The 13,082-nt window shown below is 61.0% G+C and carries 7 protein-coding genes and 1 tRNA gene; 1 reads left to right on the forward strand and 7 read right to left on the reverse strand.

Annotated features, from left to right (window positions below):
• Window positions 1-9: 9 nt before the first annotated feature.
• The 6 genes from SL003B_RS13075 to SL003B_RS13100 all read right to left on the reverse strand — a co-directional run bounded on the left by SL003B_RS13075 (window position 10) and on the right by SL003B_RS13100 (window position 11,243).
• Window positions 10-5,496 (reverse strand): hypothetical protein, encoded by a 5,487-nt coding sequence (locus SL003B_RS13075; protein ID WP_013653330.1) that lies wholly within the window; start codon window positions 5,494-5,496, stop codon window positions 10-12.
• The gene (locus tag SL003B_RS13080; protein WP_013653331.1) at window positions 5,493-7,013 is read right to left on the reverse strand and encodes a hypothetical protein; all 1,521 of its coding nucleotides are present in this window, start codon (window positions 7,011-7,013) and stop codon (window positions 5,493-5,495) included. Before SL003B_RS13080 ends, SL003B_RS13075 begins: the two co-directional genes overlap by 4 nt.
• Window positions 7,010-8,923 carry a hypothetical protein gene (locus SL003B_RS13085; protein ID WP_206771930.1) on the reverse strand — a complete coding sequence of 638 codons (1,914 nt, stop codon included), beginning with the start codon at window positions 8,921-8,923 and terminating at the stop codon, window positions 7,010-7,012. The genes SL003B_RS13080 and SL003B_RS13085 overlap by 4 nt, the downstream gene beginning before the upstream one ends.
• Before the next feature lie 198 nt (window positions 8,924-9,121).
• Window positions 9,122-10,564 (reverse strand): DNA cytosine methyltransferase, encoded by a 1,443-nt coding sequence (locus tag SL003B_RS13090; RefSeq protein WP_013653333.1) that lies wholly within the window; start codon window positions 10,562-10,564, stop codon window positions 9,122-9,124.
• A 12-nt stretch (window positions 10,565-10,576) separates the two neighbouring features.
• Complete coding sequence (locus SL003B_RS13095; RefSeq protein WP_013653334.1) at window positions 10,577-10,759, reverse strand: type II toxin-antitoxin system prevent-host-death family antitoxin; 183 nt, start codon at window positions 10,757-10,759, stop codon at window positions 10,577-10,579.
• Between the two features lie 393 nt (window positions 10,760-11,152).
• Window positions 11,153-11,243 (reverse strand) — tRNA-Ser (locus SL003B_RS13100).
• A 262-nt stretch (window positions 11,244-11,505) separates the two neighbouring features.
• On the opposite strand from SL003B_RS13100, the gene SL003B_RS23725 reads away from it, so the two are divergent.
• Entirely contained in the window at window positions 11,506-11,976 is a 471-nt protein-coding gene (locus SL003B_RS23725) for a BA14K family protein (protein ID WP_013653335.1), read from the forward strand.
• 537 nt (window positions 11,977-12,513) lie between these two features.
• Here SL003B_RS23725 and SL003B_RS13110 read toward each other — a convergent pair.
• On the reverse strand, window positions 12,514-12,783 hold the full coding sequence (locus SL003B_RS13110; RefSeq protein ID WP_013653336.1) for a hypothetical protein: 270 nt from the start codon (window positions 12,781-12,783) through the stop codon (window positions 12,514-12,516).
• Window positions 12,784-13,082: the final 299 nt, after the last annotated feature.

The following is a 13,082-nucleotide window of genomic DNA, read 5'->3' on the forward strand; positions in this document are numbered from 1 at the left end:
CGCGTCTTCCTACTGCTCAGCAGCTTCCCGGGTCCGTATGAGCTCGAAGAATGGGTAGCCCCTTATGAATTCGCCTGGGCCATCGAAAGACTTGTAGAGGCATTGGTGGTTTCCCAGTCCCTTTATGCGCTCCGCCATTTCGGCCGCGGTAGCCGTTAGGCCCAAAGCCGACAGTTCGGCGGTCGTTACGTTAGGTACTTTATGAATGAACCAAGTAAGCAGTGGCTCCCGGTAGTCGGTGCCACCAGACTTGAAATGCCGAAGGTACTGGGAGGCCAAGATGACGCCGGTCCCGAATTCACGCCCCTGAAGCAGTAGCTTTCTCAGCACGTCAAACTCATAGCGCATGATGTTGTCGGCTTCGTCGACAAGTAAGTAGGAATCGATTGCTCGCAGCTGCGGATCCTTACCAAGAAAGGGCCGCTTTGGGGTCCGGAGCATGTTCTCATAGAACATGTTCAGCAGTACGGCGACGAGCATGTTTTTGCTGTGGTCGTCCTGACCAAGAGCATCAAGCGCGATAACGACGACTCCGTCGAGGAAAGTGTCGAACTGTACAGTTTTTGATTGATCTTCCTCGAAAATCTCCATGTCGAGCATGTCGCCGATGATCGACATCGGGGAGTCGGGCTTACCGTCGACAATTTCGTGGTAGGCGGTGTGCACCTCGCGCAGTGTAGGTGGAGTGCCCGGAGCTGCTCCATCATAGGCTTCCTTGACCGCACGCTTCAGCTTGTCACGCTGCACAGTGCCAATCCCAGAATAGATCTTTCCGAGCACATCGGCAAAGAACCGGAACCGATCAAACCACGGTGCAGGGACGTCGCCGCTAGTACGAGTGTCGAATAGATTCAGGGGTATGCGGTGCGGCCGGACGACGCGGGCGCCAGTGGCGGCGACGAAGTCGTCGCTACTGTAGTCCCGCTTGTAGTCGAAGATGAGGAATCTCGGTGGATGCCCGCGGTTCTCTGGACCCGACGACGCGATTTGGGCGATCAGGGATTTCAGCAGCTGTGTTTTGCCAGTGCCGAGGTCGCCCACTACACCGATGTTGAGCTGGTTGAGGCGAGTGTCCGATATGTTCAGCTCGAGGTCGCGGGGGCGAAAGCCATCGATCGTCTTCCCGACATCAAGTATGACACCCTTGCTCACGGGCTCTGGGGGGCGTTGGTCGCCTTCTCCGCGCAATGGTTCGGCGGGCGAAGGCATGACCTCGAGATCCTCACTAGTCACCCCGACCTTATCTTGAATCCCGGCAGGCGCTGCCTCCTCGGGAGCATCTGCGGCGGCCCTAGTTTCAGCTTCGGGCCCTGAGCCTGGCATTAGCTGCCAGTCGTCCAGACGCGCTCGAACCGTATCGTAGAACGCAGCCGGGTCGCCAGCCACTACCTCACCGGCGTCCCCGCGACCGATTACTATGGTCTCCTCAAAGCCATCGTTGTCGAAGTCCTGCGGCTTGCTCGAGGGGTTATCGTCCAGAATGATCAGTCGCCCGCGAGTATCGACCTCCACGCAGTTGCTTCCGTCGAGGATTGCGCGGGCAATTCGCTCGTGGAACTCGGACCATCGTGCAGTGTGGCCGACGACGTCAGGATGTTGACTGTACACGCGCAGCCCAAAACCGATCATCGAAAGAAGCAAGTGCTGGTAAGCAATGGCCCACAGCCGGGGCTGTTCGTCGTGGCGCTGCATTGCGGACAGGAGGTGTGACAGCGCTTTTGCTTGGTCGAGCGCCTCGACTGCCTCGTTGGCGCTGAAACGGGAAGTTGGACGGCATTTTACTTCGATCGGCGTGACCTTAACCCGGACATTTCCGCCCGAGAGATCAATGCCAACAACGACAAGGTCTGGCCGAAGTTGCGTTAGGTCGCCCCGTTCCTTTCCGAGAGCCCGGCAAAGGTCCCCAATGTATCCGCGAAACGGATCGACGGGCACGACAATCGCAATGGTGGCGTCCTCGGCCGTTCCCCCAATTACAGGTAAGAGTCCGTCGCCTGTGTGAGGGTTGCCTCGGAAGCGGTCCTGAAGGAGACGCACGCCCACGAATATTCCGAGGTCCCCCGTTGCCCCGCTGTCGTCGCCCGCGAGGCCCTTTATGGTCGGGATGCCGCGCCGCGCGACCTCCAAAAGGACGTCCTGCACTTTCTCTGGGTCCAGTTTGTCGCAGCCAGGTAGCCGCGCAAGCGCGAGCGACAGCGAGTCCCGGTCCGCGTCGGTAACCTGGGACAAAAGGTAGTAGCCATTCGTGTCACCCGCTCTATGGGAGTAAGATGGTAGGTCGAAGTCCCAAAGATAGGCACCCTCGAGCCAGCCACCGAGGAAGCAAGCTGGGTCGATTGCCGCCGATGACACTGCGACGAAGTCGGTACGGCGCTCCCTGAGCATATGCTGGATCTCGTGAACGTTTGGCGCGAACTGCAAGCCCGTACGGATTGACCCTAGGTTCTCAACCGCGGAAAGCAGGGCTGCCACCTTGTCGAGCAGAATATCGCCAGTGGGTTCGGATGTAGTTGACTGACGAGATTCGGCGAGGAACGCACCCGGCAGTTGCCTTCTGACGCGATGCCTTATCATCCCCCCAGCGCTGAGAGGCGTACGGCCGTCCATGCTCTCTGAACGGGGCTCAGACATATCCAACTGGGCGATGATGCCAAGGTCCGGTACTGCGCCCTCGGGTTGGCCGGAATACCACCGGACACTATTGCCGGTGTCCTCCGACAGGTTCGAGAGCGTCGCCTCATCTGGCCGTGAACCTTGCGGGCGGTCGTCAAACACCTCTACGAACCTGGGGCCGACGGCCCTACTCCTTGGCCTCCGGGAATCCTCCTGAAACCGGAAGGCGCACCATTCCACCAGCCCTTCATTGCACGCATCCGTAGTTCCGCCCGCGCTTGAAACTGCAACTGCTACGACAGGCTTCGCCGAAAGCAAGTCGGACACGTCGTCGAGGGCGCGCATGACTTGCGCGGCACTGAACCCAACAGAGATTCCCCCGACTTTGATGCCGAAGACATCGCCGAAAGGTGCTGCCAGCGAGCGCTCCGGCAGCTTCTCTAGCTCTCGCCCGTTCCAAAGAACAGACCAGTAGTCAGTGCCGTTCTCGACCGCTAAAAAGTTTACCTGGTCAACACCGGCGGGCGACCGAAGGTGGAGAGACAGAATATCTGGCACGCAATCGGGATCTAGGACGCTTGCAGCTGGGCAAGGTTTCCCAGCCTCGTCCGCCTCGACGAGGATGCGCTGGGCCGCGACATGCCAGCCAACGCGCATTGGATGCATGGGCGAGAGCAAGATTGCGACCGGTTCGCGCGCGAGGCTCCGCCCACTGGGGTCCAAACTCGATATTGCTATGACGTCTGCCCAGCAAGCAACCCCTGGATCTGACGCGATCCACCTATGGTAGGCATCCACGTATTTTTCGACTGCCGATGCAAACTGATCGTCACGCAGCGCCCACTCGCCCAATCGTGCAGTCTCGAACACTCCCGACTGGTCTCCGTCGCCGCGAATGTATTCCGCAATCTCCTCACGGGCATCCAGAAATTCGGGTGGAGGGTTGAATTCAACTGGCGCCGGACGGGAGTCTTGAATGAACGCTCCGCGAGAGAGTATTGGTTCGCTGCCGGTGTTCCAGTTGGGCGGCGACCAGTGCTCTCCATAGTCTTCCGCCAGAACAATCGGCTGGTATGACGACCGGATCGCTTCAGGGGAAAGAATCCAGTCTTGAAGCATCGTTGATCTGACGGCACGGTTCACGGTGATAACAGCCTTGGCATCGAAGCCTTCCAACTGGCGCCGGTTAACCTTGATTAGGCGTTCGAACTCGCTTCGGCAGCCCACCTCTGGGACATCATCACAAGTGATAAATGTGCGGCAGATCTCGCGCGCGAGTTTGCCATCTTTCCCAAGGCGCGAGAAATGCAGGTCAAGCTGACAGTTGCCATCGGCTTCGATTTCCGACCGGTATACTTCGGGCGTTGCCTGCCGGAGGGTGACAAGTGTTGGTGTGCTTGCATTCCCATCTCCCTGATCGGCCGAGACACGGGCAGACACATCGACAGTAACGCCAGGAGAAACAAAAACGAGCAACTCGTACCGCCCAGGTCCCGGCACGCTGAGGCCTGCCTCCCAGTCAGCTCCCGCGCCTCTGCCACGCTTCGCGGGTTTGCGAGGTGGTGAAAACTTGCGGGCAAGCCGGCAGGCCACAACAATTCCTGGTTGCCATGTGGCGAGCGAAACAACTTTGATTGACGCGGGCTTAAAGCCCTGCGCCATCGCCCTGTAGGTCAGTGGCAGCTTGTGGGTTGGCGGTGTCGGGTCGGATAGAGTTTCGACGCTGCCTGAGGCCACGTCCCCGATCAATCCATAGCCTGCAGCAGGCGTACGGTTAACCCCGATCCGACCACCATTTGGATCGCCGCCGTTTGTCTCTATCTGCAGATCTACCTGACCAGACACGATCACGGGCATGGACTTGCCTAGCGCCGCCAGCGAATTGCTGCAGATCATGGCGATGTCACCGTCAGGATCGCCGTCAGGCGATCCCTCTGCCAACAATTCAGTCCATTTCTCGACGTCGAGAGCGACCCACCAATCAGGCGCCGCCGGCAAGGCAAGTTGTCCTGCGGGGCGGTAGTAGGCAGGCGTTGCCCGTTCGAACGTAGTGGCAACCTCACAACCTGAGCGGACGTGGTCCAGATAAGCCGCAAGATGTCTCTGGTCCTCATCACTCGCGCCGTCTGACAGCCGCTCGACGCTCCTTCGAAAGCCCTCTGACATTGCCTCGGCAATACTTTTGAGTGTTCCGATCTGTTCCCTGGCAGCAAGCACGCCGTTGCGCATCGGCGGGAAGCCGCATGCAAGGCTGATGGCCACGCCAGGCTGGAGACCTGAGGCGGCATCGATGGAAAACAGACGCGAAAGTACCCGCCATGCGCCCTCGCGGGGTGAGTTCCCGGCTTCTACTTCATCGGCAGCCCGCGCTGCAGCCTCCACTAGCCGCCTGCCGTCCTCGACAAGCGCGTCGGGTACGCCAGCCTGGGATAACGCTTGCACTACAAGGCTTTGGATGAAGCTGTCGTCCCACCAAGCTTCAAAAGTCGTGTTCCCGCCGTTGTTGCTTTCAGCAACGCCGAACTTGTCTGTGGTGCTGCCGACCGACAGGATGCTGTGCTCGCCAGGGGGTATGAGCGCGACGAAGCTCGCTGACCTTGGCAAGTTGCGAAGATCAAGAAGGTGATCCTCGTCGCACCAGCCAGATACCCCAACGGCTGGATTGCCCTCCGGAAGCTCTTCGCGCGGGACTTGCAAGAGAAACGGCAAGTCTTTCAACGCTATGCTATCCGGCTGCCTGGTAAGATCTTCGAAAACTTGAAACATCAGTTCGTGCGGCGGCCCAAGGAATATCAGGCGTATTTCGCGGGCGTCTTCGTTGGTTGCGCTAGCACCGATCCGCGATCGGATGCGATCTGCCAGTGCCGATGCTAACCTGTTCATTCGGTGGCCCCTTTAATGGTGTTTGGGCGGAATGGCGGGACCAGCAGCATGCCGCTCTCAGCGTCGGGGCTATCCAGAACCAAACCTAGCATCCGGAGTTGGTGGCCAAGCTCGTTCTGGGGGATGTCGCGATGGTCCATCGCGACGCCGTACTCGGCTAGGTGTTGCGCCAGCCTATGCACCGAGCGTGGACCCGCGACGCCAGCGAGCGAGCAATGAACGAGGGCAATAATCGCGACCGGGCCGGGCGAGACAATCCATGGGCTATTTGTGTGTGGTCCTTGCTTGCGCAGCAGGTATCCCTGATCATAGCCTCTGAGGCGTGGGTTGGCTGTCTGGCGCTGTTGAAGGCTGTAGGTGACAAACTCGTTTATGTTCGACCCTATGCCCTTGCGGCATAGGAGCGTTCTAGTCTCACGGTCGACAAGATCATCAACCGTATCGCGGATTTCCGAGGAGCGAGCGCCCGTGCAAAAGCTACGAACCTGATCGCATACCTCTGCTAGTCCATTGGCAGATCCTAGCACATTGGCTGGCGCCGCCCCGACTTCCTCCAGAGCCCAAAGGGTCGCGTTGATTCCTAGTCTGGCCGTGAGGTAACGGGAGATGCTGTCCCGGATTCCGGGTAGCGGCTTGTTCGAAAGCGGCAAAAACGAAAACCGATCAGGATACATGCGTGCACGGGCGTCGGCCGCGGATCTTGGTCCAGTACCATTCAGCGCTTCAGAAAGGCACGTCCAGACGCGCGAGTGCACCTCGCAGAGCCATACGACGTGTGCCACTGTTCCGAGGCGCAGTACGGCCTCAAGGAGGCTTGTCCACTGCCGCCGGGTCAGGAGGTCCTTTGCCGCGATGACTGAATTGAGATCTTGCACAAACTGGCGTGCAGGAAACGCCCCGCCGCCTACATCCGGGCAGTCTGGCATCGCTTCAGGCGGAGCCGGCACGAATTCCCAGTTGGGCTCCGGCAGCCATGCCTCCACCTCCGATTGAATGAAGCGGGCGAAGATGTCGTCATCCTCGCAGACTGCAAGCGCTCCGAACAAATACTTCCACGTCTCTTCCGCTGCTGATCGGTTTGGTGAACCCAGCCAGATCATTCGTCGGACCAGAGTTCCGGGAGTCCACGGGTTACCTGCTAGCCTTGGCGAGCCTGAAAACAGGGCCAGCTGTGGCACTAGAGGTGTGACTTGCAGGAAGCGTTTGGCGGACTGGTTCGACCGTTTGGGACTCTCGAGTACCGCGTTCAGCAGGGTGTCAAAAGCGTCCGGATCGAGCGTCCCGTTGGATGGTTTGGATGCCTTTTCGCGAGCGTTCCTGATCCGCGCTTGCAGCCAGGTGCCTTGCGGGGGCACGGAACGCTCGTTTACCCCGGGCAGCCCGATCACCCGATAGAGAGATGACAGGACCACTTCGGACGTCGCATACTCCGGGGCTGGCGACATTGCCAGCGCGCCTTTGCCATAAGCAGCATGCGACTTGCCCCAAGGAGCGTCCCGGAAGTCCGCAAGGCTCATGGGCGGTTGCTCCTGCCGACCATACCGAATCCTAAGCGCCTTTTCTCAATCGTTACGCCGCTGCCTAACCGGATTTCGGCACGACGGAGAACATTTACATCCCGAACGATTGGGCCAGCGAGGCGTGCTCCTGTGGTGTCGAGTAGCGCGAGAACTGAACGCGGGAGGGAGGCATAGGACATGCCTCGCTCGATATCCTTGACCGCCTTGAACAAGTCATAGGTCAAGGCAACGTCTTGCGCCGAATTACCCTCTCCCACCTCGAGAAAGCGCAATGGAGCCGCTGGTCGCCCGTCCGCGGCGGCGTGAGCGGGCTGCACATGCCGCCTCGGCACGACGAGCAATGCCTGCACGTTCGAAGGAGGAAGCGGCTGGCCAAAGGTTGTGGTCAGGGAAACCTCAAACTCCTGGTTTTTGTTGAGCAACAGCTCAATCTCACGTGCTACTTCGAACAGGCTGTCGTCTTTTTTGTCTTCCACGACTGCCTGAAATTCACGCAGGACGGAGGCATCAAGAACGGTCATTGTGCGAGCCCCGATTGACCTACGCACCAGCCGGCAGGAGAAGTCGCGCACCATCCTTTGGATCCGGGTCGCGGTCACGGGGCGCTTCTTGCGAACATCCTGCCGAGAAAGAAAGGTATCCAGCTCGGCCAGTCGGCGCAGGAGCTCGACCTCAAGCGCCGTTAGGATTCGTGACTTGCGAACATGCTCTAAGCCCTCGGCGACTGAGCGGCTAAAGCGCGTATCGATGTCGCGGAGCCGGTAGCTCGTATTGCGACTGACCTCGACAGTGGTGTCGGGGGAAGCGAGAGCTGGGTCGAGAAGGCCCGAGAAGCTGTCCAATACCCCTTCGATCATAGTAGGCAGGTAAGGAGATCGTCTGGAGCTCAAGAACCAGTGCAATCCCATTGCGGTGTTGTTGTCTTGAAGCCCAAGCTCCTTGATGTCCTTAAGCAAAGACGGCCCGGCCTCTCGGTCCCAAAGGTGGAACAGCGCATGATGGTACTGGGCAGCAACTAGCTCGAAGATAGCCGAGGATGTCCTCGACGACGGCTTGGCCTTGCGGACGGCCTGCTCGTCCGCAACGGACAAGTTCGCGGCCCAGGCGCATGGCATGAGGTCAGACTCGCGCGTCTCGTGGCGGTGGCCTGCGAGCAGATACGAGAACAGCGAAAAGAGTTCACGGAAGCTCCAGCGCTTTCCGCTACCAAGTTCATACCAGCGCAACATTGCGAGCAATCCTGTTTGCTCGCGGGGGTGCGAGAGCTGTTCTCGGCTGGTGCAGAACGGGCACCGCTGACCAGCCTCGCACTCGCCATAAGCGGGCCACAAGCTCGTTTGGATCGCTTGCCGGAGGACCTGCTCAGCTGGTGGCGGATCCCCGTCTTCCGTGGAAACCAGCAGAGACTCCATGTCCATCGGCCAGACGGCGATATCCGGGTGTCCCCCAAGGGGCCAGCACGACGGCGCGTCGGGAAGAAGGCTGACCGCCCGGGTTACCCTTTCCAGCAATGTGCGCAATGCGGGCTGATCTGTTTCCGCGGCCAATATAAGCGCGTCGTCTAGCACACCGCGGTTTACGCAGCAAAGATACAGCCCGGTCGCGCCGTCGGCGAGCGCGCTACCGAGTTCCTGAAGCAAAAGCTCAGCTGCTGACTTGCCCGTGGCGCCGGCAACAACGGAGGCATCTTGCACGATCGACAGTGCAATGTCTCCGCGTGGGGGCCGAGCTAGTCGACCGGCGTCGACGGAGACTAAACGAGGCACCTTGCCTTCTGTAGGACTAAATCTGCTCGCGAGTTCCCCTAACAGGGCACCCCCGCAGTTAAGCGAGGCATCAAGCCATCCCATAGTCGTTTCGATCGCCTCGGTCTTCCCGTTGCCGGGACCGCCTACGAGCAGGACCACGCGTGGTGCCTCTGGGATCCCCCTGCCAACTTCGGCGCACCACCGATCGAGCTTGGCCAGAAGGTTCGTCTTAAAAACTCGTTCTCCCGGCCGGCCACTTGACTCATCGAAGGGACGGCGCACGCCTCCTGACCGGTTGCCGGCCCAGTCAAGAAGCTGCGCGGGAAACCGCGGTGCAAGCATACCTTCAGTCACACGCTACTCCGCTGCCGCTACGGTGCGCAGCTCACTTGTTGCAAAGTCCGCTTGCGCAAGCTCAATTTCCTTCAGCGCCTGCGATACTGCCATCCCGATTACACGCGCCAGATACGGTGGTACGGCATTGCCGACTTGAGTATACCGCGGGCACTCGCGTGTCCGCCGGTCGCCCCCTGTTGTGTATTTGCCCTTAAACAAAAACCAATCAGGGAACGACTGAATGCGCGCACTTTCTCGGACCGTAAGGATCCTTGGCTCTGAATAATGCAGTACATCGTCAGGCAGAGTCGTAATCGTTGGCGCCGGCTCAGTTGGAGACATGGGGTATATTCGGTGCTTCTTGAGACCATATCCGAGGCGCGCCTCGTCGTTCATCCGGACGCCCTTGCGACATTCCAGGAGTATCCGGGCAAACCTTTGGCGAACTTCATCTCGGTGACGCGCTAGCCGCATGCTGTTAGGCGTGCCCGAGGCGCCCTGACGCATGAGCTCTTGGTAGGTCGTCATAGCTGAGCGGGGCGTGGCCTCGAAAAAACCACGCGGCGATTGGGCATCGGTGCAGGGCACCATTGGGCGATCTCCAATCTCCAGGTCGGAGATCGCATCTGCGGCAGATATGACCTCGCCTACCCCGAGTTCCCGCAGCTGCTGACACCGTGCTTCTTCTAGCAAAGCAAAGACGCGATCGATGCCGCCAGCAAGAAATGGCAAAAGACCTTTTCGTATGCCGATGGCGATAAGCCTGGAACGCTTCTGCGGTACTCCGAAGCGGGACGCATCCAAGAGTTCGGCTTTCACCACATAACCTGCGGTATCGAGACTATCAGCCAACCTCTCGTAAAAGGATTGCTTTCGCGGCGAGCGCCCCGATTGCAGGTCAACCACGGCTCCACTCTTATGGGCTACCTGCATGCCCGGGACGTTTTCTAGGACCAGCACGTTCGGCTGCAGAGCTTCAACGACTTCAACATACTTGTTGAAGAGTAGGTTCCGGGGATCGTCCTCTATTCTCCGTCCCGCGAAGCTAAATCCCTGACAGGGGGGGCCACCGGCTAGAACCTCGACCTCGCCGCGCAGTTGCTCGAGTTGTTCCTTGTGCTCTCCGAGGACCTCATCGATACCCCACGCCCGCTGGTCCAGCCAGGACGGCCACATGAAGCGGTATGCTTCTGGCGAGTCATCCCCAATGAAATTGGTGGAGAACGTCTCAAATGCCATATCGTCGCGCTCTATTGCAAAGAGGCCACGCATCCCCGCCAGAGAAAGCCCGAGAGACAGCCCTCCACAGCCAGAAAACAAGTCCACAAACTTTCGCGCCTGCTTGACCTCGTCAAACTCGCCTGCAGCCTTGCCGAGCGCTTCGCGCAGCGTCCTGCCGCCAGCCGAGCCCCAAAGCCCGGTCAGGTCAGCCAGCAATACATCCTTTTGCGCCCGCCTGGCCATTGCCTCTTACCCTCAACTTTCCCGAGGCTCGACAGTCGCTGCGTCACTCAGCGCCGTCAGCCGTTCGAATTCTTCCACGGCCACGACCACCACAACCGGGCGGCCGTGTTTCTCGATCACCACCGGTTCGGCTCGGGCGGTGTCGATGAGCAGGCCGAACTGATGCTTCGCGTCCCGTGCGGACATGGCCTTCATGGCATTGCTCCCCGCTTTGGGTCACAATGAACAAAAGAGTCCGATATCACAATCAGGAAGTCGTTGGGATCGACGACCATTGCTGCGACGGACAAAGGATACTTTGATGCGCCAAGTTGCAGTGAACGGGCTTTGGATCTCAGGAGCTTTTGGTGAACGCCCCTGACATCGAAGTGCATAGCCGCGACGCTCTATTATTGTTGTCTTTCCAGTGCTTTGAAGAGAATTCACCAAATCGGCGCAGTCATGAGGTCCGGAGAATATCGGCCCTGAGAGACCGCTTCCGGGCCTCTTGGCACCGGGGCCAGTGCTCAGTCCCACCCGCATAACCCTCGAAAACAACGGAAAAATCCGGCCGCAGCCGGATCGGGAGAACGCTTTCGCAGGGGCAAGTGGCGGAGAGGATGGGATTCGAACCCACGAGACGCTTTTGACGCCTACTCCCTTAGCAGGGGAGCGCCTTCGACCACTCGGCCACCTCTCCGGTAGCTGCTTCTGATAAAGGATATCGCCGCGATTGCAAGGGATTTGCGCTTACGCTCCTGTGGATCGTGCCGCGGTCCCCGCGGCCGGCCCGGCAGGGACCGTGCATCCTTTGTTTGCCATCCGGAGTTTTCCGACTGTCGGAACCGAGCGGAACCGGTCCACACTGTGTCGCGGATCACGGTGGCCGGCTCGTTCCCCGACCACCCTGAGCCGGGCGTGCCGGCCGAAGGCTGGGCACGCCGAAGACCGAGGAGGTACGCATGACCTTGAAGACACTGGTGTTCGGCCTGATGCTGGCAGCCCCGCTCGGGCTTGCCGCCACCGCGGCCGGCGCCGCCACCGCTCCGGCCGGCGACCTGTCCGCCGCCGCCGGTCCGACCGCTGCGGCCGGGCCGCAGGCGACGGACGACCACATCCGCCTGGCGCAGCCTGTGCCGCCGCCGCCCGGCTGGGGCTGGGGCGGTCCGGCGCCGCCTCCAGGCTGGGGCCGCCCGCCACCGCCACCGCCACCGCCCGGCTGGGGCCGCCCGCCGCCGCCACCGCCCGGCTGGGGCCGCCCGCCGCCGCCCCCGCCGCCGGTCTGGGGCCGCCCGCCCCCGCCGCCTCCGGGCTACAGCCGCAGCGCCCATGTGCGCTGGTGCCTCAACCGCTACCGGTCCTACAACCCGGCGACGGACATGTATCTCGGCTTCGACGGCCGCTATCACTACTGCCGCAGCCCCTATCGCTGACGGCGCGGCGATCCTAGGGACGTTCGGTGCGGGCGTTCCTTGCGGAGCACTCTGCGGCCGGGCCTTCGGGCCCGGTCTTGCCGGCTTTCGGCCGGACGCGCGACTCGGACGCGGGATCGGGTCCGCTCGCGCGTCGCATGCGCCTTGCCTGGGCAAGGAGCCGGTTGATCGACGTTGGAAAAACCCGTCACGGCGAACGGGACACGGGCCGCGCCGGATGTGCCGCACTGGTCCCTGCCCTGTCGGCGCACGCGTCGGCGCTGGCCGGCTCGATGACCGGCGGTCGCCGGATGCGGCGGCCAAGATCGTCAGTCTGGATTTGATCTGGAACGCGAGCGAGCCTCCGGGGCGGGACGCTCCGGCACCATCCGAGGCGAACTCCGGGGCAAGCCTACGGGTCGCTCAGGCGCCCATCAGGCGCGCATCGGGCAACGTTCAGGGCCAGCGCTCAGGGCCAGCGACGGCGCGTCGATACGGCGCGCGCCGTCGCCCGACGGCACAAGCGGGGCTGGCCGGACCGGTTCCGGCGTGCCCGGTTCAATGCAGGCTCAGCCATTCGCGCGCCGAGCGCTGTGCCTCGGCGATCTCGGCGGCGCTCATCTCGCCGGAGACTTCCTTGCGGTAGAGCACCGCCTCGCGGCTGCCCTTCATGGCGGCCAGGTTGAACCACTTGTGCGCGGCGACCAGGTCCGTGCGGCCGCTGCGCCCGCAGGCGCTGTCCAGGCCGAGCTGGAACAGGATCTCGGCCGTTGCGGGCTGTTCGCCCATGATGGCCATGTCGGCCGACTGCATGTCAAAGCGAGCCATAGCGCTCTCCCCTTCCCTGTTGGCCGCCCGCTGCGGGCGGCGGTCCCCGAAAGCGCATGACACCCAACAATTGCCGCGCTTTCTGCGAAAAATACTGCCGCGAGGCGTTGAAAGGGGCGTTAAACTTTTAAATTAATGCAAGACAAACAAGGCTTTAAGCTTGGGTAAAGTTCACCTTTCGCTAAGCACGCGAAGCGGATTCGCGCAGCAAAAACAGACCGTGCCGCACAATCGCTATCCTCGCTGCGTCACGCTTCGTTCACCACGATCGAAATTGCGGAGCAGCGCCATGCGGTTTC

This window comes from Polymorphum gilvum SL003B-26A1, assembly GCF_000192745.1.
Lineage (GTDB): Bacteria > Pseudomonadota > Alphaproteobacteria > Rhizobiales > Stappiaceae > Polymorphum > Polymorphum gilvum.

What these genes read in the sequence shown, in the direction of transcription:
- SL003B_RS13075 (WP_013653330.1), bottom strand. Translation starts at nt 5,496, where the DNA reads ATGAACAGGTTAGCATCGGCACTGGCAGATCGCATCCGATCGCGGATC.
- SL003B_RS13080 (WP_013653331.1), bottom strand. Translation starts at nt 7,013, where the DNA reads ATGAGCCTTGCGGACTTCCGGGACGCTCCTTGGGGCAAGTCGCATGCT.
- SL003B_RS13090 (WP_013653333.1), bottom strand. Translation starts at nt 10,564, where the DNA reads ATGGCCAGGCGGGCGCAAAAGGATGTATTGCTGGCTGACCTGACCGGG.
- SL003B_RS13095 (WP_013653334.1), bottom strand. Translation starts at nt 10,759, where the DNA reads ATGAAGGCCATGTCCGCACGGGACGCGAAGCATCAGTTCGGCCTGCTC.
- SL003B_RS23725 (WP_013653335.1), top strand. Translation starts at nt 11,506, where the DNA reads ATGACCTTGAAGACACTGGTGTTCGGCCTGATGCTGGCAGCCCCGCTC.
- SL003B_RS13110 (WP_013653336.1), bottom strand. Translation starts at nt 12,783, where the DNA reads ATGGCTCGCTTTGACATGCAGTCGGCCGACATGGCCATCATGGGCGAA.